The sequence below is a fragment of the Planosporangium thailandense genome, assembly GCF_011947195.1.
Taxonomy (GTDB): domain Bacteria; phylum Actinomycetota; class Actinomycetes; order Mycobacteriales; family Micromonosporaceae; genus Planosporangium; species Planosporangium thailandense.
In genome coordinates, this window is record NZ_JAATVY010000038.1 from 25,159 (window position 1) to 49,181 (window position 24,023).

25 protein-coding genes and 2 pseudogenes are annotated in these 24,023 nt (G+C 72.2%); 14 read left to right on the forward strand and 13 right to left on the reverse strand.

The window, feature by feature from the left end:
• Positions 1 to 61 precede the first annotated feature (61 nt).
• Both HC031_RS33645 and HC031_RS33650 read left to right on the forward strand, forming a co-directional pair.
• Positions 62 to 709: pseudogene (locus HC031_RS33645) on the forward strand (RibD family protein); the annotation flags it as partial.
• Positions 686 to 1,180: a cytidine/deoxycytidylate deaminase family protein gene (locus HC031_RS33650; protein WP_420813703.1), complete on the forward strand. Its 495-nt coding sequence runs from the start codon at positions 686 to 688 to the stop codon at positions 1,178 to 1,180. The pseudogene HC031_RS33645 and the gene HC031_RS33650, both read left to right, overlap by 24 nt.
• Positions 1,181 to 1,200: 20 nt before the next feature.
• On the opposite strand, the gene HC031_RS29695 is transcribed toward HC031_RS33650, so the two are convergent.
• Positions 1,201 to 1,689 carry an Lrp/AsnC ligand binding domain-containing protein gene (locus HC031_RS29695; protein WP_167928760.1) on the reverse strand — a complete coding sequence of 163 codons (489 nt, stop codon included), beginning with the start codon at positions 1,687 to 1,689 and terminating at the stop codon, positions 1,201 to 1,203.
• 117 nt (positions 1,690 to 1,806) lie between these two features.
• Between HC031_RS29695 and hppD the strand changes: the two genes are divergently transcribed.
• From hppD to hisC, 3 genes are all read left to right on the forward strand, one after another.
• Positions 1,807 to 3,003 (forward strand): 4-hydroxyphenylpyruvate dioxygenase, encoded by a 1,197-nt coding sequence (gene hppD, locus HC031_RS29700; RefSeq protein ID WP_167928761.1) that lies wholly within the window; start codon positions 1,807 to 1,809, stop codon positions 3,001 to 3,003.
• A 66-nt stretch (positions 3,004 to 3,069) separates the two neighbouring features.
• Positions 3,070 to 4,095 (forward strand): RDD family protein, encoded by a 1,026-nt coding sequence (locus HC031_RS29705; protein ID WP_338090896.1) that lies wholly within the window; start codon positions 3,070 to 3,072, stop codon positions 4,093 to 4,095.
• Positions 4,092 to 5,144 carry a histidinol-phosphate transaminase gene (gene hisC, locus HC031_RS29710; RefSeq protein ID WP_167928762.1) on the forward strand — a complete coding sequence of 351 codons (1,053 nt, stop codon included), beginning with the start codon at positions 4,092 to 4,094 and terminating at the stop codon, positions 5,142 to 5,144. Before HC031_RS29705 ends, hisC begins: the two co-directional genes overlap by 4 nt.
• Before the next feature lie 59 nt (positions 5,145 to 5,203).
• Here the strand turns inward: hisC and fahA are convergent, their stop codons facing one another.
• Together fahA and HC031_RS29720 are read right to left on the reverse strand one after the other, a co-directional pair.
• A complete protein-coding gene (fahA, locus tag HC031_RS29715) occupies positions 5,204 to 6,409 on the reverse strand; it encodes a fumarylacetoacetase (protein ID WP_167928763.1) in 1,206 nt (401 codons plus the stop codon).
• Entirely contained in the window at positions 6,406 to 7,230 is an 825-nt protein-coding gene (locus tag HC031_RS29720) for a hypothetical protein (RefSeq protein ID WP_167928786.1), read from the reverse strand. Before HC031_RS29720 ends, fahA begins: the two co-directional genes overlap by 4 nt.
• A gap of 100 nt (positions 7,231 to 7,330) precedes the next feature.
• Here HC031_RS29720 and HC031_RS29725 point away from each other — a divergent pair, with 100 nt between their 5' ends.
• A complete protein-coding gene (locus HC031_RS29725; RefSeq protein ID WP_167928764.1) occupies positions 7,331 to 8,497 on the forward strand; it encodes a homogentisate 1,2-dioxygenase in 1,167 nt (388 codons plus the stop codon).
• A gap of 57 nt (positions 8,498 to 8,554) precedes the next feature.
• Here the strand turns inward: HC031_RS29725 and ispF are convergent, their stop codons facing one another.
• The gene (gene ispF / locus HC031_RS29730; RefSeq protein ID WP_338090897.1) at positions 8,555 to 9,040 is read right to left on the reverse strand and encodes a 2-C-methyl-D-erythritol 2,4-cyclodiphosphate synthase; all 486 of its coding nucleotides are present in this window, start codon (positions 9,038 to 9,040) and stop codon (positions 8,555 to 8,557) included.
• Positions 9,041 to 9,121: 81 nt separating this feature from the next.
• Between ispF and HC031_RS29735 the strand changes: the two genes are divergently transcribed.
• Positions 9,122 to 9,907 carry a TVP38/TMEM64 family protein gene (locus HC031_RS29735; RefSeq protein ID WP_240943199.1) on the forward strand — a complete coding sequence of 262 codons (786 nt, stop codon included), beginning with the start codon at positions 9,122 to 9,124 and terminating at the stop codon, positions 9,905 to 9,907.
• Here HC031_RS29735 and ispD read toward each other — a convergent pair.
• Together ispD and HC031_RS29745 are read right to left on the reverse strand one after the other, a co-directional pair.
• Positions 9,904 to 10,608 (reverse strand): 2-C-methyl-D-erythritol 4-phosphate cytidylyltransferase, encoded by a 705-nt coding sequence (gene ispD, locus HC031_RS29740; protein ID WP_167928767.1) that lies wholly within the window; start codon positions 10,606 to 10,608, stop codon positions 9,904 to 9,906. The genes HC031_RS29735 and ispD overlap by 4 nt on opposite strands.
• Positions 10,609 to 10,647: 39 nt before the next feature.
• Positions 10,648 to 11,133, reverse strand: coding sequence for a CarD family transcriptional regulator (locus HC031_RS29745; protein ID WP_167928768.1), 486 nt, complete (start codon positions 11,131 to 11,133; stop codon positions 10,648 to 10,650).
• Between the two features lie 371 nt (positions 11,134 to 11,504).
• Here HC031_RS29745 and HC031_RS29750 point away from each other — a divergent pair, with 371 nt between their 5' ends.
• The gene (locus tag HC031_RS29750) at positions 11,505 to 12,002 is read left to right on the forward strand and encodes a hypothetical protein (protein WP_167928769.1); all 498 of its coding nucleotides are present in this window, start codon (positions 11,505 to 11,507) and stop codon (positions 12,000 to 12,002) included.
• Here HC031_RS29750 and HC031_RS29755 read toward each other — a convergent pair.
• From HC031_RS29755 to HC031_RS29765, 3 genes are read right to left on the reverse strand one after another with little or no spacing between them, the layout of a single operon-like run.
• A complete protein-coding gene (locus HC031_RS29755) occupies positions 11,999 to 13,078 on the reverse strand; it encodes a type III polyketide synthase (RefSeq protein ID WP_167928770.1) in 1,080 nt (359 codons plus the stop codon). The genes HC031_RS29750 and HC031_RS29755 overlap by 4 nt on opposite strands.
• A gap of 48 nt (positions 13,079 to 13,126) precedes the next feature.
• The gene (locus HC031_RS29760; RefSeq protein WP_167928771.1) at positions 13,127 to 14,293 is read right to left on the reverse strand and encodes an acyl-CoA dehydrogenase family protein; all 1,167 of its coding nucleotides are present in this window, start codon (positions 14,291 to 14,293) and stop codon (positions 13,127 to 13,129) included.
• Positions 14,290 to 15,006: a methyltransferase domain-containing protein gene (locus tag HC031_RS29765; protein ID WP_167928772.1), complete on the reverse strand. Its 717-nt coding sequence runs from the start codon at positions 15,004 to 15,006 to the stop codon at positions 14,290 to 14,292. The genes HC031_RS29760 and HC031_RS29765 overlap by 4 nt, the downstream gene beginning before the upstream one ends.
• Positions 15,007 to 15,053: 47 nt before the next feature.
• On the opposite strand from HC031_RS29765, the gene HC031_RS29770 reads away from it, so the two are divergent.
• The 4 genes from HC031_RS29770 to disA all read left to right on the forward strand — a co-directional run bounded on the left by HC031_RS29770 (position 15,054) and on the right by disA (position 19,483).
• A complete protein-coding gene (locus HC031_RS29770; protein WP_167928773.1) occupies positions 15,054 to 15,869 on the forward strand; it encodes a UbiA family prenyltransferase in 816 nt (271 codons plus the stop codon).
• A 129-nt stretch (positions 15,870 to 15,998) separates the two neighbouring features.
• Entirely contained in the window at positions 15,999 to 16,802 is an 804-nt protein-coding gene (locus tag HC031_RS29775; RefSeq protein WP_167928774.1) for a hypothetical protein, read from the forward strand.
• A 35-nt stretch (positions 16,803 to 16,837) separates the two neighbouring features.
• Positions 16,838 to 18,274 (forward strand): DNA repair protein RadA, encoded by a 1,437-nt coding sequence (gene radA, locus HC031_RS29780; protein ID WP_167928775.1) that lies wholly within the window; start codon positions 16,838 to 16,840, stop codon positions 18,272 to 18,274.
• Between the two features lie 132 nt (positions 18,275 to 18,406).
• Positions 18,407 to 19,483, forward strand: a complete 1,077-nt coding sequence (disA, locus tag HC031_RS29785) for a DNA integrity scanning diadenylate cyclase DisA (protein WP_338090898.1) — start codon at positions 18,407 to 18,409, stop codon at positions 19,481 to 19,483.
• A gap of 5 nt (positions 19,484 to 19,488) precedes the next feature.
• Here disA and HC031_RS29790 read toward each other — a convergent pair whose 3' ends face one another.
• The 3 genes from HC031_RS29790 to HC031_RS29800 are packed head-to-tail and all read right to left on the reverse strand — an operon-like array spanning position 19,489 to position 21,327.
• The gene (locus HC031_RS29790) at positions 19,489 to 20,196 is read right to left on the reverse strand and encodes an RAD23 family protein (RefSeq protein WP_167928777.1); all 708 of its coding nucleotides are present in this window, start codon (positions 20,194 to 20,196) and stop codon (positions 19,489 to 19,491) included.
• Positions 20,197 to 20,248: 52 nt separating this feature from the next.
• A complete protein-coding gene (locus HC031_RS29795; protein WP_167928778.1) occupies positions 20,249 to 20,794 on the reverse strand; it encodes a peptide deformylase in 546 nt (181 codons plus the stop codon).
• On the reverse strand, positions 20,791 to 21,327 hold the full coding sequence (locus HC031_RS29800) for an ACT domain-containing protein (RefSeq protein WP_167928779.1): 537 nt from the start codon (positions 21,325 to 21,327) through the stop codon (positions 20,791 to 20,793). Before HC031_RS29800 ends, HC031_RS29795 begins: the two co-directional genes overlap by 4 nt.
• Before the next feature lie 45 nt (positions 21,328 to 21,372).
• On the opposite strand from HC031_RS29800, the gene HC031_RS29805 reads away from it, so the two are divergent.
• Complete coding sequence (locus HC031_RS29805) at positions 21,373 to 22,248, forward strand: HhH-GPD family protein (protein WP_167928780.1); 876 nt, start codon at positions 21,373 to 21,375, stop codon at positions 22,246 to 22,248.
• Between the two features lie 307 nt (positions 22,249 to 22,555).
• Positions 22,556 to 23,245 carry a polysaccharide deacetylase family protein gene (locus HC031_RS29810; RefSeq protein ID WP_338090899.1) on the forward strand — a complete coding sequence of 230 codons (690 nt, stop codon included), beginning with the start codon at positions 22,556 to 22,558 and terminating at the stop codon, positions 23,243 to 23,245.
• 246 nt (positions 23,246 to 23,491) lie between these two features.
• Here HC031_RS29810 and HC031_RS29815 read toward each other — a convergent pair.
• Positions 23,492 to 24,023: pseudogene (locus HC031_RS29815) on the reverse strand (AAA family ATPase); the annotation flags it as partial.

Consider the following 24,023-nt stretch of genomic DNA (forward strand, 5'->3'; position numbering starts at 1 on the left):
CGGGTACCGTCACCCGGCGTCCGCGCATCACCGCGACCGGCGCGATGGCAGACTGGTACGCGTGATGAGCCGGCCGTACACGCTGCTCAGCTGCGCGGTCTCCATCGACGGTTACCTCGACGACACGAGCGCCCAGCGACTGCTGCTGTCCAACGAGGCCGACTTCGACGCCGTGGATCAACTACGCGCCGACTGCGACGCGATCCTGGTCGGCGCCAACACGATCCGCCGGGACAATCCGCGGCTGGTCGTCCGGGACCCGGCCCGCCGCGCCGCCCGGGTGGCCCGGGCACTGCCGCCGGACCCGCTGAAAGTGGCCGTCACCACCAGCGGCGACCTCGATGCGGCCAGCAACTTCTTCACTGTCGGCGACGCCGAGAAGCTGGTCTACGCCCCGACGCCGCCGGCCCGGCTCGCCGGCGTGGCCACCCTCGTCGCCGCCGACGGCCTGCGCGCGGTCCTCGCCGACCTGGCCGCCCGGGGCGTCCAGCGGCTGCTGGTGGAGGGCGGTGCGGAGATCCTGCGCCAACTGCTCGCCGGCGACCTGGCCGACGAGCTGCGACTGGCGGTCGCGCCCCGCCTCGTCGGCGAGCCGGGCGCGCCCCGGTTCACCGGCGCTCCCGGTGGCCGCCAGCCGGTGCTGGCCGGCGTCACCGACCTGGGCGGCGTCACGGTCCTGCGGTACCTGCTGTCGCAGGCGGCGGTCGACCGGCACTGGCTGCGGGTCGCGATCGCCGAGGCGTGGCGCTGCCCGCCGTCGCAGACCGCGTACTCGGTCGGCGCGGTCATCGTGGACGCCGCCGGCCGCGAGATCGCACGCGGGTACTCCCGGGAAAGCGACGAGGTCGTTCACGCCGAGGAGGCGGCCCTGGCCAAGGTCGACCCGGCCGACCCCCGGCTGGCGGGCGCCACCATTTACAGCTCGCTCGAGCCGTGCAGCGTCCGCAGATCCCGGTCGGCGCCCTGCGCCACCCTGATCCGCGCGGCCGGCATCCCCCGGGTGGTGTACGCGTGGCGGGAACCGGCGCTGTTCGTCAACGGGCGGGGAGTCGAAGAGCTCGGCACCGCCGGGGTGGAGGTCGTCCAGCTCCCCGAACTGGCGGGCGAGGCGCGCGCGATGAACGCCCACCTGCTCGCCGGCACCCCCTCTCATGATCCTGAAGGATTTTCCGTGTCCTGAGGCGGAAAATCCTTCGCAGATCATGAGGAGGGTGGTGCGGCGGCCTCGCGCACCAACGGAAGCGTGCGGTACGGGATCTGTTCGGCCAGCGCGATGATCGTCGAGGCCCGCACGATCCCCTCGTAGCCGACGACCCGGTCGATCACCCGCTGCAGGTCGCTGTTGGAGCGCGCGACGATCCGGCAGAGCAGGTCGCCCGAGCCGGTGATCGTGTACGCCTCGAGCACCTCGGGGATCTCGGCGAGGTGGGCGGCGACCGGGTCGTGCCCATAACGCTGACTGATCTCCAGCGTGACGAACGCCGTCACGCCGTAGCCCAGCGCGGCCGCGTCGATCTCCGGGCCGAAGCCGCGGACGACGCCGCGCTCGACCAGCTTGTCGAGCCGGGCCTGCACGGTCCCCCGCGCCACCCGCAGCCGCCGGGAACACTCGAGCACCCCGATCCGCGGCTCGTCGGCCAGTAGCGCAAGCAGGCGCGCGTCCAGTGCGTCGATGGACAACTTGACCACCCCTCCACGGGATCCGGTCGACGATCTGTACAAGCTGACCACCGAGAATAGTTGCAGTTGCCCAGCGAGGACGCCTGGTTGACGCTGTTGCCCAACACACACCGGAGGGAGTCAACGATGACCCAGGCGATCGATCGCCCCGAGATCACCGAAGACCACGCCGACGACGTCGACCGGCTCATCGGCGCCGTCGCCCACGACATCGCGGGCGACCCGTTCCCGGTGAAGGGGCTCGACCACGTCCGCTTCTACGTCGGCAACGCCAAGCAGTCGGCGCACTACTACTCGACCGCCTTCGGCATGACCTGCGTCGCGTACCGCGGCCCGGAGCAGGGTTACCGCGACCACGCCGAGTACGTGCTGATCTCCGGCTCCGCCAGGTTCGTGCTCGTGGGCGGGGTACACGCCCGGTCCGAGGCGACCCAGCACTACGCCCGGCACGGCGACGGCATCGTCGACATCGCCCTCGAGGTGCCCGACGTGGACAAGGCGTACCAGTACGCGATCTCCCAGGGCGCGACCGGACTGCAGGAGCCGCAGGACCTGACCGACGAGCACGGCACGGTCCGGGTCGCCGCGATCGCGACGTACGGCGAGACCCGGCACACCCTGATCGACCGGTCGAAGTACACCGGCCCGTTCCTGCCCGGCTTCGTCGCCCGGGACCCGATCGTGCGGCGCGACCCCGTCGGCCCCAAGCGCTACTTCCAGGCCGTCGACCACATCGTCGGCAACGTCGAGCTCGGCCGAATGGACGAGTGGGTCGCCTTCTACAAGCGGGTCATGGGCTTCACCAACATGGCCGAGTTCATCGGCGACGACATCGCCACCGACTACTCGGCGCTGATGAGCAAGGTCGTCGCGAACGGCACCCGCAAGGTCAAGTTCCCGCTCAACGAGCCGGCGATCTCGCAGCGCAAGTCGCAGATCGACGAGTACCTCGAGTTCTACGGCGGCCCCGGCGCCCAGCACATCGCCGTCGCCACCAACGACATCATCGCCAGCGTCGACGCGATGCGCTCGGCCGGCGTGGAGTTCCTGGACACGCCCGACTCGTACTACGACGACCCGGAGCTGCGCGCCCGCATCGGCGAGGTACGCGTACCGATCGAGGAGCTGAAGGCGCGCAAGATCCTGGTCGACCGGGACGAGGACGGATACCTGCTGCAGATCTTCACCGCGCCGGTGCAGGACCGTCCGACCGTGTTCTTCGAGCTGATCGAGCGCCACGGCTCGCTGGGCTTCGGCAAGGGGAACTTCAAGGCGCTGTTCGAAGCCATCGAGCGCGAGCAGGAGCGTCGGGGCAACCTGTAACACTGTCTGGGTGACGCAACCCGCTGGACAGCAGCCCAGCCGAGCTCCCGTGGTACAGGTGACTCCGTGAGCGAGATCAAGCCGGGCTGGTACAAGGACCCGACCGAGCCGACGACCCAGCGGTACTGGGACGGCGAGGGCTGGGTCGGCGATCCGCTGCCGATCGAGGCCACGCCGCCCCCCGGACCACCACCGCCGAGCGCGCCTCCCGCGGCCGCCCCCGAGGGCCCGACCGCGGCAGATACCACGGGAGGTACCACCGCGGGAGGCGCGAACACGGGAGGTGCGCAGGCTCCGGAGGCACCGGGTCCGGAGGTGCGGGCCCCGCAGACGCCGGCTCCCCAGCGAGGGCCGCAGCCGGCCGGTCCGCCACCGCCCCCACCCGGGACCGGTGCGCCCTGGCCGCCGGCCGGTGCGCCCTGGCCGCCGGCCGGTGCGCCCTGGCCACCGCCTGGCGTACCGGTGCCGCCCGGGGCCCAGCCGCCACCCGGGTACCCGATCCACCCCGCGTACGCGCGGCTCTTCGCGCCGGCGCCGCGCCCGCACGGGTACCCGATCGCCGACATCGGGCGGCGGCTGGTCGCCCGGCTGGTCGACATCGCGGTCCTGATCCTGATCAACGCGGTGGTCAACGGCTGGTTCATCTACCAGTTCTGGCGGGAGTTCTGGCCGTACTACCGGGCGGTCCTGCAGCGGGCGCAGGAGCACCTGCCCTACCAGGACGTGCCGCAGCCGCAGAACATCTCGTCGTTGACCTTCACGATCACCGCCATCGCCGCCGCGCTGTGGTTCGCGTACGAGGTGCCGGCGGTCGCCAACTCCGGGCAGACGCTCGGAAAGCGGCTGCTGGGCCTGAAGGTGCTGCGGCTGGAGGCGGACGGCCCGCTCGGCTTCGGCCGCTCGTGGCGCCGCTGGAACCCGATGGGGGTCGCCACGCTCCTGTGGACCTGTTGCGGCATCGGGTTCGTGTTCCAGTTCATCGACTGCCTGTTCGTCGCCATCAACCAGCCACTGCACCAGGCTCTCCACGACAAGTCGGCAGCCACCGTGGTCGTGGATGTGAAACATGAGAAGAGCGGAGGACCGCAATGAGCCGCCTGACCCGGCCAGACCTCGACGCCCTGCCTGACTACGTGCCGGGCCGCAACGTGCCCGGCGCGATCAAGCTGGCCAGCAACGAGGTGCCGTACGGCCCCCTGCCCGGCGTGGTCGAGGCGATCACCGAGGCCGCGGCCGGGGTCCACCGGTACCCGGACATGGGCGTCGTCGCGCTGCGGGCGGCGCTCGCCGAGCGGTGCGGCGTCGAACCCGACCGGATCGCCACGGGCTGCGGCTCCGTCGCGCTCGCCGAGCACCTGGCCCGCGTCACCTGCATGCCCGGCGACGAGATCGTGTACTCGTGGCGCTCCTTCGAGGCCTACCCGATCATCGCAGCGACCGCCGCCACGACCAGCGTGCGGGTGCCGAACACGGCGGAGCACGCCCACGACCTGCCGGCCATGGCCGCCGCGATCACCGACAAGACCCGGCTGGTGCTGGTCTGCAACCCCAACAACCCGACGGGTACGGCGATCCGCCGGCCGGAGCTGGAGCGCTTCCTCGACGCGGTGCCGGAGGACGTGCTCGTGGTCCTCGACGAGGCGTACCGCGAGTTCGTCACCGACCCGGAGGTCCCCGACGGCCTGGCCGTCGCGGGTGACCGGCCCAACGTGGTGGTGCTGCGGACCCTGTCGAAGGCGTGGGGGCTCGCTGGCCTGCGCATCGGGTTCCTGGTGGCCTCTCCGGCCGTGGCGGCCGCGGTCCGCAAGGTAGCGACGCCGTTCTCCACCTCCAGCGCCGCGCAGGCCGCCGCGCTGGCCGCGCTGGGCCAGTCGGAGGAGATGCAGCGCCGCGCCGACCTGGTCGTCGCCGAACGCGAGCGGTTGCTGCCGGCGCTGCGCAAGCTGCTGCCCGACGTACCCGAAAGCCAGTCCAACTTCGTGTGGCTGCCCCTCGGCGACCGCGCGCTCGCGTTCGCGGGCGCGTGCGAGCGGGCCGGCGTGATCGTGCGGCCGTTCGCCGGCGACGGGGTACGCGTCACGGTCGGCACGCCCGAGGAGAACGACACGTTCCTGGCCGCCGCGGAGGCCGCGCTCTCCTGAGACGCGCGGATCTTGGACACTTGGCGGTGCTATAGGCCCGCTGAGTGTCCAAGATCCGGTCAGGTGGACGGCGGCAGGATCCGCCCCACCACCTCGCCGAAGCCGACGACCGTGCCGGCCGGGCCGGGGGCGGTCGCGGTGAGGGTCACCGTGTCGCCGTCCTCGAGAAAGGTCCGGGTACGGCCGTCCGCCAACGTCACCGGCTCGGCGCCACCCCAGGTCAGCTCGATGAACGAGCCGACCTGGCCGCGTTCGGGCCCGGAGACCGTCCCGGAGGCGTACAGGTCACCGGGGCGTACGGAGGCGCCATTGACGGTCAGGTGGGCCAGTTGCTGGGCCGGGGTCCAGTACAGGCTGGCGAACGGCGGCCGGGACACCACGGTGCCGTTCCACACCACCTCGATGTGGATGTCGTACCCGGTCCGGTCGTCGGCCAGGTAGGGCAGGACCGGCGGTGACTGCGCGGGCGCCGGCACCCGGGCCGCGGCGAGCGCGTCGAGGGGTACGACCCACGCCGACACCGACGTGGCGAAGGACTTGCCCAGGAACGGCCCGAGCGGCTGGTACTCCCACGCCTGGAGATCACGGGCGGACCAGTCGTTGACCAGGACCACGCCGAACACGTGGTCCTGGAAGTCCTTGGTGGTCAGCGGCGTACCGAGGCTCGATGCCGCACCCACCACGAAGCCCACCTCGGCCTCGATGTCGAGGCGCTGGGACGGACCGAAGGTCGGCACCTCCGCCTGCGGCGGCTTGCGCTGCCCGCACGGGCGTACGACGTCCGTGCCGGACACCACGACGGTGCCCGCCCGGCCGTGGTACCCGATCGGCAGATGCTTCCAGTTGGGCAGCAATGGCGGCGAACCCGGGCGGAACAGCTTGCCCAGGTTCGTCGCGTGATCTTCAGACGAGTAGAAGTCCACGTAGTCGCCGACGTCGAACGGCAGCCGCGGGGTCACCTCGGCCAGCGGCAGCAGCAGCCGCTCCACCGGGGCGCGGAACGCCGTGTCGGTGAGCAGTTCGGTCAGCCGCTCCCGGACGGCGCTCCAGCAGGTACGCCCGAGCGCCATGAACGGGTTGAGCGTGGCCGCCTGCAGGGTCCCGTCGGCCTCGACCAGGCCGGTCCGCTCCAGCGCCGCGAGGTCGAGTACGCGGTCACCGATCCGCACGCCGAGCCGCGACGACCCGTCGCCGGGGTCGAACGCGCCGTACGGCAGGTTGTGCACACCGAACGGGTCGTCGGCGGCGATGTCCAGCCAGGTCACGTGAGTGCCTCTCCCGTCGTCGGTAGGAGTCCGAGTTGACGCAGGTCGGCCACTGGCTCGGCGATGCTGCACGTACCGAAGCCCAGCCACAGTGGCCGGTCCTGCTCCAGCCGGCCGCGCACGGGGGCGACGAGCGCGGCGGTGTCGGCGGCGGCGAGCAGTGCCGCGACCGCCGCCGGTTCGGCCCCGTCGGCCGCGGCGATCGTGGCCGCCAGGACGTTCAGGAAGCCGTGGTGGGTGAAGCCGGTTTCCGGGTCGGCGTGCCGGCGCGCGTGGTGCAGGCCGGCGGTCAGCTTGAACGGCAGCGCGCGGTCGCGGCAGGCGCAGATGACGGCGGCCAGCTCGACCGGGGTGGGGAACAGCTCGGCGGCGAGGCCGCCGGTACGGAACTTCGGGGCGACCGGCAGCCCGGTGGCCCGAGCCTCGGCGATCGTGTCCAGGGCCGCCGCCAGGCCCCAGGTCAGCGGGGTCTCCGCGTACGCCCGGACTCCGGTCGCGGCGACCAGCGAGAGCAGCGCGCGCAGGCCGGGCTGGGGGTCCTCGCCGCGCTTGGCGACGGGCACCTCCACCTGGCGGATCGACCGCCCGCTGCCGACGGCCTTGGCGACCGCGTCGCACGGGCCGACCACTCCGATCTCCAGATCGGCGGGCACTGCGGCCACGTCGTCGGGGCGGACCAGGAGCGGGCCGACCATTTCCGCGTACGGGGCCGAGCGGTGATCGCGGTGCGCGGCGACCGCGTCGGCGAGCGGTGCGTTGCCCGGCGGGAACACCGCCGCGTCGTCGAGCAGGCCGACGAGGAACGTGGGTACCGGACGCATTGACACGAGAATTGAACCTAGTGGACGCTACGAATGGCGGACAATAGCGTTCGATTATCGGACGCCTTGGTTCGTCAAGCGACCAGAGCAGGAGGACGGAATGCCGTACTACCGCAGCGTCGGCGACGTGCCCCACAAGCGCCACACCCAGTTCCGGCAGCCCGACGGCAGCCTGTACGCCGAGGAACTGATGGGTCAGGAGGGCTTCTCCAGCGACTCGTCCCTGCTCTACCACCGGCACCTGCCCACCGCGATCGTCGCGGCGCAGACGTTCTCACCACCGGCCTGGTCGCGTAAACCGAACCTCCCCCTCAAACCGCGCCATCTGCGTACGCACAAGCTCGACCCGGGCGACGGCGCGGACCCGATCCTGGGCCGGCAGCACCTGCTCGCCAACGACGACTGCCGCATCTCGTACGCGGTCGCCGACCGGCCCTCGCCGCTGTACCGCAACGCCATCGGCGACGAGTGCGTGTACGTGGAGTCCGGCCGGGCCCGCGTCGAGTCGACGTTCGGCGCGCTGGAGGTGGGCGCTGGCGACTACGTGATCATCCCGACCTCGGTGATCCACCGGATCGTGCCGCTCGACGGACCGCTGCGCACGCTGGTCATCGAGGCGACCGGCCACATCGGTCCACCCAAGCGGTACCTGTCGGTGCGCGGCCAGTTCCTGGAGCACGCCCCGTACTGCGAGCGTGACCTGCGCGGACCGTCCTCACCCCTGCTGGAAGAAGGCACCGACGTGGACGTCTACGTCCAGCACCGGCGCGGGTGGACGAAGCTCACGTACGCCAACCACCCGTTCGACGTGGTCGGCTGGGACGGCTGCCTCTACCCGTGGGCCTTCTCGATCCACGACTTCGAGCCGATCACCGGCCGGGTACACCAGCCGCCACCCGTACACCAGACCTTCGAGGGCCCCAACTTCGTCATCTGCTCGTTCGTGCCGCGCAAGGTCGATTACCACCCACTGTCGATCCCGGTGCCGTACAACCACCACAACGTCGACTCCGACGAGGTGCTCTTCTACACGGGCGGCAACTACGAGGCGCGCCGCGGCTCGGGCATCGAGCAGGGCTCGATCTCGCTGCACCCGTCCGGCTTCACGCACGGCCCCCAGCCGGGCGCGGTCGAACGGGCCATCGGAGTGGACTACTTCGACGAGCTGGCGGTCATGGTCGACACGTTCCGGCCGCTCGACCTGTGCGAGCCGGCACTGGCGTGCGAGGACACCGGGTACGCCTGGACCTGGGCGAAGCGCCCCTGAGCCGCGATCTTGGACACTTGGCGGTGCCATAGGCCCGCCAAGTGTCCAAGATCCGAGCTAGGACGCTGGGGCGGCGGGGAAGATCAGCGCGGTCGCGATCGCCGCGAGGCCCTCGCCCCGGCCGGTGAAGCCGAGCCCGTCGGTCGTGGTCCCCGACAGGCGGACCGTGGCCCCGATCGCCTCGCCGAGCAGCGTCTCCGCCTCGGCACGTCGCTTGCCCACCTTCGGCGCGACCCCGATGACCTGCACGGACACGTTGCCGATCTCGAAGCCGGCCGCCCGCACCCGGCGGGCGGTCTCGGCGAGCAGGGACACCCCGGACGCGCCAGCCCACTCCGGCCGACTGGTGCCGTAGTTCGCGCCGAGGTCACCGAGGCCCGCCGCGGACAGCAGCGCGTCACAGGCGGCGTGTGCGACCACGTCCCCGTCGGAGTGGCCGGCCAGCCCGTCCACCCCGTCCCAGCGCAGCCCGGCCACCCAGCACGGCCGGCCCGGTTCGTACGCGTGGACGTCGGTGCCGACACCGACCAGGGGAACGATCACGACCCAGAGGGTACGCGCCCGGCCGGGTGGACGTGTGCTGGCGCACTGCGGCGCCGCCCGCCCGCGCTTACCCTTGATCTGATGGCACCCCTCGCCCCGACGGGTCCGGCCAACCCGACCCCCCGCGCAGGTCAGGCCGATCCCCCGCCCCGCCGGCACGTGGCCGCGGCCGTACGGTTCGGCCTGCTGGTCGCCCTGGTCGCCGGTCTGGGCCTGACCACGGTGCTCACTCATCCCAGCCGGCGCAGCCTGCTCGCCGCCGTGCACTCCAGCCATCTCGTGGCGCCGCTGCTGGCGGTCGTGGGCAGCGCCGTGCTCGTCATGGCGCTCACCCCCCGTACGCTGCTCGCCTTCGTCGGCGGGGCACTGTTCGGAGCGGTGACCGGCACCGTGTACGTGATCGTCGGCGTGCTCGCGGGGGCGTGCCTGTCGTTTGCGGTCGGCCGGTTCCTGGGGCGTGCCTTCGTGGCCTCGCAGCTGCGGGGCCGGTTCGCCCTGGTCGAGCAGGCGGTGGCCCGGCGCGGCCTCATGGCGGTGATCATCGCCCGCCTTATCCCGTTGGTCCCGTTCGGGATCTCCAACTACGCGTTCGGTACGACCTCGATCGGTTTCCTCGGGTTTCTGGGCGGCACCCTGGTGGGCGCGGCGCCGGCCACCGTGGCGTACGCGGCGCTGGGAGCGGCGACGATGAAGGGCGACCCCAGCGGCGCGACCTACGCCGGGATCGCCGTGGGTGTGCTCGGGGTCGGCGGCACGATCGGCACTTACCTGGTCTGGCGGCGCCGACCGCGGAACCGGCCGGAGAAGCCCACGGAGCGGGACGGTGAGACGACCACGAGAGCGCTCACCGGTACCCGGTCCGACTAGCTCACGCCGTCGAGCAGCAGTTCGGCGATCGCCAGATCGAGCGGTCGCGTGATTTTGAGCGCCGACTCCTCGCCCGGGACCGTCCAGACCGGCACGCCGATCTTCTCGGCCATCCCGGCGTCGTCGGTGTGGTCGTCCACCGCCGCGGCGTGCGCTTCGACAAGCGCTGACCGGCGAAAACCCTGGGGCGTCTGCACGGCGCGCAGCGCCGAGCGATCCAGCGTGGCCATCACCTCGCCGCTCGGCTGGACGTGCTTGATGGTGTCAACGACAGGCAGCACGGGTATGACTGCGGCATGGCCCTGCCGGACCGCCCCGGCGACCCGTTCGACCAGTTCGGGTGGGGCGAGCGCGCGGGCCGCGTCATGTACGAGCACGGTGTCGTACCGGTCGGGCGTGGCCGCGAGCGCCGCGGCCACCGATCGCTGCCGGGACGCGCCTCCCGGGACGACCAGCACCTCGACCCGCTCGGAGAGGTGCGAAAGCAGGTCCCGCACGGCGGGCACGGACTCGGGGGGCGCCGCCACGACCACGCAGCCCACCGACGGGGCGGCGGTCATCCTGCGTACCGCATGCACGAGAAGGGGTTCGCCGCGCAGCGAACGCAGCGCTTTCGGCCCTCCGGGGCCGAGTCGAACCCCCTGACCCGCCGCCGGAACGAGGACCGCGACGTCACCACGCACACTGTGCTGCGCGGTCACGTCGCGGTCCTTGATCTACGAAATAGCCGATTCGACGGTTCAGGCTCCGGTGAGCACCTTGTCGAGGAGCACCTCAGCCTCGTCCTTGGTGCTCTTCTCCGCGAGTGCGACCTCGCCGACCAGAATGTCACGCGCCTTCGCGAGCATCCGCTTCTCGCCTGCGGACAGGCCCCGCTCACGCTCCCGACGCCACAGGTCACGCACGACCTCCGCAACCTTCAGCGGGTTGCCGGAAGCCAGCTTCTCCAAGTTCGCCTTGTAACGCCGAGACCAGTTCGTCGGCTCCTCGGTGTGCGGAGCACGGAGGACATCGAAGACCTTCGTAAGACCTTCTTCGCCGACCACCTCACGCACGCCGACGCTCTCTGCGTTCTCGGCGGGCACCCGCACCGTCAGGTCACCCTGAGCGACCCTCAGGACGAGGTACTGCTTTTCCTCGCCCTTGACGATCCGGGTCTCGATTGCCTCGATGAGTGCGGCCCCGTGGTGGGGGTAGACAACGGTCTCGCCGACACTGAAAACCATAGGTTCGAAACCCCTTTCGCTGTGTCTAGCGTAACACGGCGACAGCGCGTAATCCCAGCCCGAGCTTCACCATTAGTGCTGCTCAGAGCACGTGTGAAGCGCCTTTCTCCCGCTTGACAGAAGACCCAAAACCTGCATATGACTGCGTTCAGTGACCGTTTGGTAACCGCCACCCAGAGGGGCGAACCTTCTGATTATTCACCGCTGAACCATTGACATACCTGCCGGGTACCTGCGCCAACCACTGTGAGCAGGCATTTCGTGGGACCGGAGCAGACGCTCACATCGGTCATTGCAAGATCTGCGAACTGTCCCCTGGCATTCACCGGGGTTAAGGGGGACAGTGGGAGACCAGGTACAAGGAGTCGGCGATGGGGACGCTGAGAGGTGGAAACGGCGGCGGCTGGTCGCCGGACGAACTACCCGAACTGCCTCCCGAGTGGGGTCCGGTCGTCATACCCGACGACCCGGCTGAGCTGGCACGCGAGGCAAGCAAGGTGCGCCGCGAGCTGCGCTGGGAGGCCCGCCGGCTACGCTGGAGACGCCGGCTGCACCTGCCCGCGCCCCGGTCCCGCACCGAGGACGCAGCGGCCCTCGGGGTGCCGTTGCTGGTTGTTCTCATCGCGACGATCGCGACCCTGACCAGTCTCTTCATCATTTCCTGGCCAAGGACGCCGCCACGGCCCGAGCTGCGACCGAGCGCGGTCGCCAGCCCGTCGGCCGGCACCACCGGCAACAACCCCGGCGGGCCGTCCCCACAAGCCAGCGCGCCCGCCGCACCCGCCGCACCCGCGCCGACGGCCACCGGGACACCCCGCACGCTCACACCGGCCCAGCCCGACCCGGCCGGCTCGCCGCCCGGTGGCTAGACCTCCGATCCGGCCACCGGCTGCACCGCTGACAGGAGCGCGGCGTACAGCGTCAGCCCGGGCCCGAACGCGGTAGCCACCACCGTCCGGGGCGGCGCCGGTGAGCGCCGCAGCGCGTCCACGATCAGCAGTACCGTCGGCGACGAACAGTTACCGTGCGTAGTGAGCGTCTGGCGCGACGGCGCCATCCGCTCCTCGGACAGGCCCAGGCCGTCGCGTACGACATCGAGGATCTTCGGGCCACCCGGGTGCACGGCCCAGCCGTCGACGTCGGATACCTCCAGGCCGTGCCGGCCCAACAGGTCGCTCACCAGCGGTCCGATGTGTTCGGCCAGCACGTCGGGAACCTGCGGCGACAGCCTCATCCGGAAGCCCTGATCGGTCACGTCCCACGTCATGTGGTCCGCCGTCGCCGTGTCGGTGACCGCGGTGACCTCGCGCACCGTGTACCCGCCGGAGTGGACGTCGCCGGGCACCACCACGACGGCGGCCGCGGCGTCGGAGAAGAGCGCGTGGGCGACTATCTGCTGCGGATCGCGGGTCGGCGGCTGCAGGTGCAGCGTGGTCAGTTCCAGGCACAGCAGCAGCGCCGGCTCACCCCGGCTGGCCACGAAGTCGGTGACCGTGCCGAGGCCCGGAAGCGCCGCGTAGCAGCCCATGTGGCCGATGAACAGCCGCTGCGTGCGCGGCGACATGCCGAGGTCACGGGCGAGCAGGATGTCCAGGCCGGGGGTCGCGTAGCCGGTGCACGAGCAGACGGCGAACAGCCCGAGCCGCGCCGGGTCGAGTCCGGCCGCGTCGAGCGCGCCGGTCACCGCCTCTTTGCCCAGCGGCAGCGCCTCGACCAGATACCGCTCCATCCTGGCCTTGGTCGACCAGCGCGACACGTCCTCGAGCAGCGGATTGACGACGCTGTGGCGGGTGGCCACACCGGCGTTGGCGAAGATTCGTCGCGCCAGCGCACGCTGCGGCCCCGCGTAGTGACCGGCGAAGAAGTCACGCCACAGGTCGTCCTGGCGCAGCGCGGGGGGATGCGTCACGCCGACCCCGGCGATGACGGGCCGCGGCTCAGTCATCCCGTCGTTCTACCCGTCGGTAACGGAAGGCATGCCGTCCACGCGCGATTACCACCGCGGCCCCGTACCATCCGCCTCGGGATCGCCACCGAGCGCCGCCACGCCGAGCCAGTCGGCGCAGACGTCCGACGTCGGCGGTTGCAGGGCCCCGCAGCGCGCGTCGCGGTACAGCCGTTCCAGGGCATGGCCCCGCCGCGTCGCGCTCGTGCCCGCCGCCTCCAGCATGCTCGCCGCCACCTCCGCGGCAGTGGAGCCGGCCAGCAGCTTCGCCCGCCACACCCACCGGTTCGTCGCGGGCTCGCCCGGCGCCTCGTCGACCCGGCGAGCCGCTTCACGCACCGCCAGCCAGGCCGCCGCGACCGCGGCGTCCGCCCGCCCGATCCGGCTCCGCACGGCGGGCAACTGCCCCAGCCCGCGCTCGGTGAGGTGGCCGACGGCCGCGTCGATCGCGGCCTGCGCCACGCCGACGTACACCGCCGCGTAACTGGCCACCATCCAGTGCGGCATCAGCTGCGCCACCAGCAGCGCGAGCCCTTCGACGCCACCGAGCAGCGCGTCGGCCCCGACAGCCACGTCCAGGTGCAGGTCATGCGATGACGTGGCGCGCATGCCGAGCGCGTCCCAGGTCGGCTCGACGGTGACGCCCGCACTGCCGGCGGGCACCAGGAACTGCGACACCAGGGACGGATCGGCCGCACTGCGCGCGGCGACCAGATAGGCGTCGGCGTGCCCCGCGCCGGAGACGAACGCCTTCGAACCCTTGATGCGGAAACCGTCCCGCTCGGCACTGTACATCGTGGACATCTGAGACAGCCGGGAGCCGACGCCCCGCTCGCTCATCGCCACCGCGTACCAGGCACCTTGGGCCGCCGCCGCGAGCAGGCGGTCCCGGGCACGCAGGAAGCTCTCGGGCACGCCCAGCGCCTCGATCAGCGCCTGCGGGATGCCGGCGAGCGCGCCGGTGACCGAGGTGTGCATGTTGAACACCAGGGCGGTCGCGCCGTTACCGCGCGCCAGTTCGTAAGCGACCTCGGCGTACTCGGAGAAGCCCGCGCCCAGCCCGCCCAGGTGCGCGGGCGCCATCAGCCCGAGCAGGCCCGCCTCCCGCAGGTCGGCGAAGTCGTCCACGGGAAACGTACCGTCGCGGTCGGACCCGGCGGCGCGGGCGGCGAACCGTGGCACCAGCCGGCGGGCCGCGGCGAGGGCTTGCGTCACGCTGTCTCCTCCTTGGTGCCGATCGCCTGGTAGAGCGCGGCCTTCGACCAGGTCGGCACCATGGGCGCCGCGCCACGACGGGTCACCAGCCACCGCAACAGCCCGCGTACCTGGGGACGCAGGCCGCGCGTACGCAGCCGGACCCCGTGCCGGGCGAACTCCGCGACCAGCGCGTCCGGATCGACGAACAGGGCCGGGTCGTGGATGCCGGGCGGCGCACCGCCGGGCATCCGCTCAGCTACCGAGATGGCCAGGAAGCGGCACACCGCGGTGTCGGCAAGGGTGTCGATGACCACCAGTCCGCCCGGCCGCATGATCCGGCACACCTCGGCCACCGTCGCCGGCAGGTCGGTGACGTGTTCGAGCAGTTCACCGGCGCTCACCACGTCGGCGCAGCCGTCGGCGAGCGGCAGCCGCGTCACGTCCGCCCGCACCGGGGTGACGCCGTGGCCGGCCGCCAGTTCGAGCGCCGACCGGACGAGATCGACGCCGACGTGCCGGTACCCCTTGCCGGCGACGTGCGGGGCCAGCAGCCCGCCGCCGCACCCGAGATCGACCAGGACGGCGTCCGGACGCGACGTCGGCGGCACCAGCCGCCCCCGGGCCGCCGCGATCCAGGCCAGCATCGCGAACCGGCCCTCCGGTCGCCACCACTCGCCCACCAGGTCGTCGTACTGACCGACGTCGTTGCGAGGGCGGGTAGACGTCCGCATGAACGCCAGCCTGACACGAAACGATCTGCCAGGCCACACTGGACCGCATGCGTACCGCGCTGGGCCTGCTCAGGGCCTGCCACCCGGAACCGACGGCGGCGGTCACCGTGGTGGCGACGCTGCTCGCCCTGGCGACCGGGCGCGGGCCCGGCGGCGCGCTCGCCGTCGCCGCCACCGTCCTGGCCAGCCAGCTCGCGGTGGGTTGGTGCAACGACGCCGTCGACGCGGGGCGCGACGCGGCCGTGGGGCGCCGGGACAAGCCGATCGTCTCGGGGGCGGTCTCCCGGCGTACCGTCGCGGTCGCGGCCGTGGTGGCCGCGACCGCGACCGTTCCGCTGGCGTGGGCGTCGGGGCCCCGTGCCGGCTCGGTGGCCGCGGTCGGCCTCGCCGCCGCCCTGCTCTACAACTGGCCGCTGAAGGCCACGGCCGTCTCGGTGCTGCCCTACGCGGTGTCGTTCGCCGCGCTGCCGGCGTTCGTGGTGATGGCCGTCTCCCGGCCGCCGTGGTGGCTGATCACCGCTGGCGCCCTGCTCGGCGCCGGCGCCCACTTCGCCAACGTCCTTCCCGATCTGGGCGACGACGCCCGTACCGGCGTCCGCGGCCTGCCGCACCGGGTCGGCGCCCGGGCCAGCGTCGCCCTCGCCGGCGCGCTGCTGTTCGGGGCGACCACCGCGCTCACGTTCGGCCCACCCGGGTCCCCGTCGTGGATCAGCGCCTGGGCGTTCGGCGGCGCGGCCGTGACGCTCGCCGTCGGCGGGTACGTGGCGGGGCGCCGGCCGGCCTCGCGCGCCGCGTTCCGGTCGGTGCTGGTCGTGGCGGTGCTCGACGTGGTCCTGCTGCTGACCGCCGGCGTGCGGGTGTGACGCGGCACACGCCGTCACGCTTGCGAGGGCGGCCCGGGACACGCGTGAGGCGGGTCGGCGCGGGCGTCTCAGAGCGGACAACTACGCTGTACTCCGGCTTGTTTCGGGTTGTCGCCGAGGAGGACCGAAGTGCCGCGCTCCATTACCGGTACGCCGTCGCGACGTCGTATGTCGCGCGTCGCCGCGCTGCTCGCCGCACCCGCGGCCGCCGTCTGCCTGCTGTCGGGCTGTGGCGCCGGGCAGGTCAACCAGACCACGTCGATGGTCGCGCCGATCGCCGGCGCGGACGTCAACTCCAAGCCGCACGGCCAGGCGTCGCTGCGGGCCGTGGAGGTCAAGTACAACAGCCCGGAGGGCTACTCGGCCGGTGAGACCGCGCCGCTGTCGCTGTACATCGCGAACAACGACGCCGGCAAGCCGCTGGTCCTGCGCAGCGTGACGGCCACCGACGCAAGCGGCGCGCCGATCGGCACCGTGGTGCTCACCGGCGGTACCCCGAGCGTGGGCACCGGCGCCGCGCCGTCGGCCTCCGCCACCGGGGAGCCCGCCGCCACCGAGGGCGCCGGCGGCCCGTCGGCGGGCCCGTCCCACCGGGCGTCGGCATCGCCGTCCCGCCGGGCGGCGGCCTCCGCCAACCCCTCCGCCTCGGAGAGCCCGTCGGAGAGCGCCTCGGAGAGCCCCTCCGAGGCGCCGTCGCCCAGCCCGTCGGCGGCGTCGGTGACGATCCCGGCGAGCGGGTACGCGCGACTCGATCCCGACAGCGGGGCCTACCTGGCCATCACGAACCTCACCACGTCGCTTCGGCCCGGCTCGTCGGTGCTCGTGACGTTCACGTTCGAGGGCGAGGACCCGCTCCAGGTGCCGGTGTCGTTCGCCGTCCCGCTGTCGCCCGCGCCGCGGACGGGTGCGCCGTCGGACGCCGCGGCGGAATAACGGTTTTCGTCGTACCCGTTCGGTAGGTTTTCGGCGTGACTGGACGCGCCACCCCATCCCGCTCGTCGACCAAGGCCTCGGGCTCCCGGGCCACCTATGAGTGCGACGCCTGCGGGCACCGGCCACCCAAGTGGGTCGGCCGCTGCCCGGAGTGCGGCGAGTGGGGGTCGATCGTCGAGGCGGCGTCCAGTACGCCGGCCGCGCTGCGCGCCGTCACCGCCCGCAGGCCGTCGGAGCCCGCCCGGCCGATCGCCACGATCAGCGCGGCGCCCGCGAAGGCCCGGCCCACCAACGTGCCGGAGTTCGACCGGGTCCTCGGCGGTGGCCTGGTCCCCGGCGGGGTGGTGCTCCTCGCCGGCGAGCCGGGGGTCGGCAAGTCGACCCTGCTGCTCGAGGTCGCGCAGCAGTGGGCCGCCACCGCCGACACGACGGCCCTGGTGATCAGCGGTGAGGAGTCGGTGAGCCAGGTCCGCCTGCGCGCCGAGCGGATCGGCGCGCTGCACGAGCGCCTCTACCTCGCCGCCGAGACCGACCTGGCCGCCGTCCTCGGCCACCTGGACGCGGTCCAGCCGGGCCTGCTCGTGCTCGACTCGGTGCAGACGATCTCGGCTCCCGGCGCGGACGGGGTCCCCGGCGGTGTCACACAGGTGCGCGGGGTGACGGCGGCGATCGTCGCGGTGGCCAAGGAGCGCGGCATCGCGACCGTGCTCGTGGGGCACGTCACCAAGGACGGCCAGGTCGCGGGCCCCCGGGTCCTGGAGCACCTGGTCGACGTCGTGCTCAACTTCGAGGGCGACAAGCACTCCTCGTTGCGGATGGTGCGCGGGCTGAAGAACCGGTTCGGCGCCGCCGACGAGGTGGGCTGCTTCGAGATGCACGAGGGGGGCATCGCGAGCCTGCCCGACCCGTCCGGGCTGTTCCTGACGCGCTACGCCGACGCCGTCCCCGGCACCTGCGTCACCGTCGCGATGGAGGGGCGCCGCGCACTCGTGACCGAGGTGCAGGCGCTGATCGGGGCGCCCGTCCCCGGTTCTCCCCGGCGGACCGTGAGCGGGCTGGACAGCGCCCGGCTGGCGATGGTGCTGGCCGTGCTCCAGCGCCGCTCCAAGCTGCAGCTCCACGACCGGGAGGTGTTCGCGGCGACCGTGGGCGGCGTCCGGGTCATCGAGCCCGCCGCCGACCTGGGCGTCGCGCTCGCGGTGGCCTCTGCCGCCACCGAGCTTCCAATGGCCCCCGACCTCGTCGCGCTGGGCGAGGTCGGCCTGACCGGCGAGGTGCGCCGCGTCGGCGCGGTCCCCCGGCGGCTCGCCGAGGCGGCCCGGCTGGGCTTCCGGTTCGCGCTGGTGCCGCCGGGCTGCGGACCGGCGGCCACCGGCTCGACTCCGCCGGGCATGCGGGTGCTCGAGGTCGGCGACGTCCGCGCCGCCCTGCACTTCGCGGTGCAGGCCGGCGAGCGCAGCGAGGCGCGTTAACCGGTGGATCAGGCGACTGACCCGGGAGATGGCCGTCTCGCGCCGCGCCCGGATACCACTTCCGGCACCGTCTTACGGGTTTCCGACGTACCGCAACCGCACTGCTGGCGTGGCGGTCCGTAGACTATGCGGGTGCCGATCGACCGCGATGACCCGCTACGCGCGACACTGGCGCTCATGGCGCCGGGCACCGCGCTGCGCGACGGCCTGGAGCGCATCCTGCGCGGCCGGACCGGCGCGCTGATCGTGCTGGGCTACGACCAGACGGTCGAGACGTTGTGCACGGGCGGTTTCCCGCTCGACGTCGAGTTCTCCGCCACCCGACTCCGCGAACTGTGCAAGATGGACGGCGCGGTCGTGCTGTCCAGCGACGGCACCCGGATCGTACGGGCGGCCGTGCACCTGATGCCCGACCCCGCGATCCCGTCCGAAGAGTCGGGAACCCGTCACCGCACGGCCGAGCGGGTCGCCAAGCAGACCGGATTCCCGGTCATCTCCGTCAGCCAGTCGATGCGCATCATCGGGCTGTACGTCAACGGGCAGCGCCACGTCCTCGACGACTCGGCCGCCATCCTGTCCCGGGCCAACCAGGCGCTCGCCACCCTCGAACGCTACAAGCTGCGCCTCGACGAGGTCAGCGGCACCCTGTCGGCGCTGGAGATAGAGGACCTCGTCACCGTCCGCGACGCCGTCGCGGTGGTCCAGCGGCTGGAGATGGTGCGCCGGATCGCCGACGAGATCGCCGGATACGTGGTGGAGCTCGGCACCGACGGCCGGCTCCTGGCGTTGCAGCTCGAAGAGTTGATGGCGGGCGTGGAGGCCGACCGCACGCTGGTGATCCGCGACTACCTGCCGGACGGGCACGGGTTCGACAACGCCGAGGACGCGCTCGACGAGCTCGACCGGCTGTCGGCCACCGACCTGATCGACCTCGTCGCGGTCGCCAAGGCCCTCGGGTACCCGGGCGCGAGCGACGCGCTGGAGGCAGCGGTGTCGCCCCGCGGGTTCCGCCTGCTGGCGAAGGTGCCGCGCCTGCCCGGTGCGGTCCTCGACCGGCTCGTCGACCACTTCGGCAGCCTGCAGCGGCTGCTCGGCGCCACCGTGGAGGATCTGCAGGCCGTCGAGGGCGTCGGTGACGCCCGCGCCCGCAGCATCCGGGAGGGCCTGTCCCGCCTGGCCGAGGCGTCGATCCTCGAGCGGTACGTGTAGCCGCCCTACTTCACCTCGACGACGACCGGATCGCTCAGCTTGGTGGCGAGCCGGGCCACCAGCTCGTACTTTCCGGGCGCCACCTTGCCGCCGGGGCAGCCGTTGTCGGTGGCGTTGCCGTGCCAGTCCAGGTAAAACTCGGCCTCGATGTTCGGACCGAACATCCGGACGTCCGTGCCGTGCTGCGCATCGCAGCTGTCGGACGACCAGACCTTCGCCTTCGCCGCGTTCTGCAGATACAGCTCCTGCGCGTCGGCCCCCACGTCCCGGGTGCAGGACCGGCCGGCGATGTTCTTGACGCGCAGGTAGAAGCGCACCGTGCTGCCCTGCGCGACCGAGGTCGAGGCCGCGGCGGCGGTCACGGCTATCTCACCGTCGGTGCACGGCCCGGACGGTGCCGGTGACGGCTGCGCCGCGGGTACGAGCGACGGCGAGGCAGACGCCGACTGTGAATCACCGTCGCCAGCCGGGATGTCGATGCCGCCGCCCGAGGTGAACACCGGCGCCGACGGCGACACCGAAGCGGACGGCGTCGGTGTCGGACTGGACGAGTCCCGCCCGGCCGGCGACTGCGCACCGGTGCGCCGCGACACGTTGGCCGTGCCGGTGCACGAGTAGAGCAGCGCGAACATGGCCAGAAGCAGGGTGCCCGCAACCGCCGCCCGGCGTCGCCAATAGACGGCCGGGGGCAACGGGCCAACCGTCAGCTTCATGATGGACACACGTTATCGCCGGCCCGCCATATCGAGGGGTCGGCGCGCCGCCTTACAGGTACACCTTTCTTGTGTGTATCGCGTGCGCGCCCGCAACCCGGTCGAGGAACAGCAGGCCAGCGCAGTGGTCGATCTCATGTTGTAACGCGCGGGCCTCGAAGGCGTTTGTGGTGATCTCGATCTCACCTCCGCCCGGCAGCTCACCCGCCACGACCACGCGGCCGGCGCGCTTGACATCGCCGGTCAGGTCGGGCACCGACATGCAGCCCTCCCGCCCCTTCTGCCACTGGCTCGCCTCGACCAGGCGGGCGTTGCACAGCACGAAGGTGCCGTGGACCGTGCGGACCTTCGGGTGCCCGGTCACGTCGACGGCGAAGACCTGCGCCGACACTCCTACCTGGGGCGCGGCAAGGCCGACGCAGCCGGGCGACACCCGCATGGTGGCCACGAGATCCGCCGCCAGTTGAAGGACGGCGGGATCGTCCGGGTCGACCACCTCGCCGGCCATGGAGAGGACGGCCGCCGGGGCGCGGACCACCGGGCGTACGACGCCCTGGCGGCCCAGATCCTCCACTGACCAGTCCACGACGCCGGTCACAGCACGTCCGTCTCGGCCGGACGCAGCGCGACCTCGACACCCAGGGCGCGCGAGACGGCTTCCAGGCGCTCACCGATGGCGTCCACATCGGCGCCGGCCGGCAGGTCCAACTCCGCCACCAGCACGTACAGGTCGCCGGACAGCCGGGTGGTCAGGTCGGTGATGTTGCCACCGAACTCGGCCAGCCCACGGGCCACCGAGGCGACGATCCCCAGCCGGTCGGCGCCGTGCACTGACAGCACGTAGTGCCCGCCGGGTGGCTCGGGCGTACCCTCCGGGCCCACCTTGCGGACCGTGGTCGCAAGCGTTCCGTCGGCGGTGAGTGGCGCGAGCGCGGCCTCCACGTCCTCGATCGCCGGCGTACCCGCCTCCGCGCCCGGGCCGCCGCAGATCAGCGTCATCGCGAAGTGCCCGCGCAGCCGGGTCATCGTGGAGTCGGTCAGGTTCATCCCCAACCCCGCCAGGACCTCAGCCACGTCGGCGATGATTCCCGGCCGGTCATGCCCGATAACGGTGATCGCGAGCTCGTCCACCCTCGCATCATCGTGCATCCGGGCCGCCGTGGCAGGATGGGGCCGATGGCCGTCCACGATCTGGCTACCCCCGCCGTCGCCTGGTACGACGCGAACGCCCGCGACCTGCCCTGGCGCTCCCCGGACGCGACGCCCTGGGGCGTCCTCGTGAGCGAGGTGATGCTTCAACAGACCCCGGTGTCCCGGGTACTGCCGGCGTGGCTGGACTGGATGGCGCGCTGGCCCACCCCGTCCGACCTGGCGGCAGACGCGCCGGGAGAGGCGATCCGGGCCTGGGGGCGGCTGGGCTACCCGCGCCGGGCGCTGCGCCTGCACGAGTGCGCGGTCGCCATCGTCGCCTCCCACGGCGGCGAGGTACCCGCGGACGTGGACGAGCTGCTGCGCCTGCCCGGAATCGGCGCGTACACCGCCCGCGCGGTCGCCGCGTTCGCGTACCGCCAGCGCCATCCCGTGGTCGACACGAACGTACGCCGCCTGGTGGCCCGCGCGGTCGCCGGCCTACCGGACGCGGGGCCGACCACGACCGCGCGCGATCTGGTGGCCGTCGCCGACCTGCTGCCCACCGAGCCGGAGCTCGCCGCGCGCACCTCCGTGGCGTTCATGGAGCTGGGCGCTCTCGTGTGCACGGCGCGCAGCCCGCGCTGTACGGACTGCCCGCTCGTCGCCGTGTGCGAGTTCCGCCGGTCCGGCGCCGCCCTACCGGCGGGTCCGACACGGCGACCGCAGCGTTACGCCGGAACCGACCGGCAGGTCCGCGGTCTGATCCTGGCGGTCCTGCGCACGTCGACCGGCCCGGTACCCCGGACCGCGATCGACGTGGTGTGGCCCGACGCCGACCAGCGCCACCGGGCGCTGACCGGGCTGGTGGCCGACGGACTGGTCCGCGAAGTGGGATCCGACCGATTCAGCCTGCCCGGTTAGGGCCGACAGGCGGACCCTGTGTCTTGACCCCGGTGGCTACTCTCGCATGGTGCGTCCCCTCGCGCCCCATCTCAATATCTCGTTGCCCCGCGGCCGGCTCTCCGCACGCGCGGCAGTCGGGATCCTCGTGTCCACATTGGTCGCGTTCAGCGCGTGCGCTGGAGGTGCCGACGCATCCAACCGGTGGGTGGGCGACCACGGCCGCCCGGTCGCGCGATCGTCGCCGCCGCGGGGCCCACTGGCCGTCACTGACGACGGTCTGCCCCCATCCGGTCAGCTGCCACCGCACCCGCCCGGCTCGTCGTCGGTGTCCGCTCCACCGGACGCACCGTCGTCTCCCGGGGCGGCCGGGGCCGACCTTCTCTCGCGGATCCCCACGTTCCCACCCGCTCCACCAGCGGAGAAGATCACGCTGCCTGTGGGGCCGGCCGCGGCCTGGCTGACTCACATCCCCACCTCCCAGAAGGTCGCCTTCCTGACGATCGACGACGGTTGGGTCAAGCAGCCGGAGGCGATCCAGCTCGTCCAGGCGGCACACGTCCCGGTCACGTTGTTCCTGACGATCGACGCGATCCGGAACAATCCCGGGTACTTCAAGCGGCTCGAAGCGGGTGGGGCGGTGATCGAAGCCCACACGCTCACGCATCCCGAACTGAAGGGCAAGCCGCTCGCCTTCCAGCAACACGAGATCTGCGGCTCGGCCGACCAGTTGGGCGCTCTGTACGGCCGGCGCCCGGTGCTGTTCCGCCCACCCTTCGGCGACAAGGATCTGACGACGCTTCTGGTGACCCACCAGTGCGGCATGAAGGCGGCGTTCTTCTGGAAGGAGACGGTCGACAAGGGCGTGGTCCACTTCCAGGAAGGGCACACGGTGCAGCCCGGCGACATCATCCTGATGCACTTCCGGCCGGCGTTCGCCGCCGACTTCCTCGCCGCCCTCCAGGCCATCCACGATGCCGGCCTGACCCCGGCGCTGCTGGAGAACTACATCCCCTAGTCTCCGGCCCGCGCGGTTCCGTCCCGGGCTGCGCCCCGGCCCGGGCTGCGCCGCCGTCCCGGCCCGCCGCGGCACCGCCGGCCCGGCGCGGCGCCGCCTAGATCTTGGGGCTAACGCGCTGGTCTGACACGGCACCGCACCGACAGACAGCGGCGCCAACACCGCGGCTCGGACGCAAAGGAGCGGGCGGCCGCCGTAGCGACCGCCCGCTCCTTTCGTGCTGTTTGCCTGTTACGACCTAACGACCTACTCGTCGCCGCTGGCGGCGCCACCCAGGTCGGCCGGGACGGCGTCGGGCACCAGAGCCGGCTTGTCCGCACCGCGGAACACCAGCCGGGCGTGCTCGACGTCGGTCGGGTCGCCTTCGCAGTCGACCACGACGATCTGGCCGGGGCGCAGCTCGTTGAACAGGATCCGCTCGGACAGGTTGTCCTCGATCTCGCGCTGGATCGTCCGGCGCAGCGGCCGGGCGCCCAGCACCGGGTCGTAGCCCTTCTTGGCCAGGAACCGCTTCGAGTTGTCGGTCAGCTCCAGACCCATGTCCTTGTTGCGGAGCTGGGTCTCGATCCGGGAGATCATCAGATCCACGATGCTGAGGATCTCCGGCTCGGTGAGCTGGTGGAACACGATCGTGTCGTCGATGCGGTTGAGGAACTCCGGGCGGAAGTGCTGCTTGAGCTCGTCGTTGACCTTGACCTTCATCCGCTCGTAGTTGCTCTCGACGTCCTCGCTGGACTGGAAGCCCATCGAGACCGCCTTGGCCACGTCACGCGTACCG

Excerpts from the sequence above, each read along its gene's own strand:
- hppD (WP_167928761.1), top strand. The coding sequence starts at position 1,807 with ATGACCCAGGCGATCGATCGCCCCGAGATCACCGAAGACCACGCCGAC.
- hisC (WP_167928762.1), top strand. The coding sequence starts at position 4,092 with ATGAGCCGCCTGACCCGGCCAGACCTCGACGCCCTGCCTGACTACGTG.
- HC031_RS29720 (WP_167928786.1), bottom strand. The coding sequence starts at position 7,230 with ATGCGTCCGGTACCCACGTTCCTCGTCGGCCTGCTCGACGACGCGGCG.
- HC031_RS29725 (WP_167928764.1), top strand. The coding sequence starts at position 7,331 with ATGCCGTACTACCGCAGCGTCGGCGACGTGCCCCACAAGCGCCACACC.
- HC031_RS29735 (WP_240943199.1), top strand. The coding sequence starts at position 9,122 with ATGGCACCCCTCGCCCCGACGGGTCCGGCCAACCCGACCCCCCGCGCA.
- HC031_RS29745 (WP_167928768.1), bottom strand. The coding sequence starts at position 11,133 with ATGGTTTTCAGTGTCGGCGAGACCGTTGTCTACCCCCACCACGGGGCC.
- HC031_RS29750 (WP_167928769.1), top strand. The coding sequence starts at position 11,505 with ATGGGGACGCTGAGAGGTGGAAACGGCGGCGGCTGGTCGCCGGACGAA.
- HC031_RS29755 (WP_167928770.1), bottom strand. The coding sequence starts at position 13,078 with ATGACTGAGCCGCGGCCCGTCATCGCCGGGGTCGGCGTGACGCATCCC.
- HC031_RS29765 (WP_167928772.1), bottom strand. The coding sequence starts at position 15,006 with ATGCGGACGTCTACCCGCCCTCGCAACGACGTCGGTCAGTACGACGAC.
- HC031_RS29770 (WP_167928773.1), top strand. The coding sequence starts at position 15,054 with ATGCGTACCGCGCTGGGCCTGCTCAGGGCCTGCCACCCGGAACCGACG.
- HC031_RS29790 (WP_167928777.1), bottom strand. The coding sequence starts at position 20,196 with ATGAAGCTGACGGTTGGCCCGTTGCCCCCGGCCGTCTATTGGCGACGC.
- HC031_RS29805 (WP_167928780.1), top strand. The coding sequence starts at position 21,373 with ATGGCCGTCCACGATCTGGCTACCCCCGCCGTCGCCTGGTACGACGCG.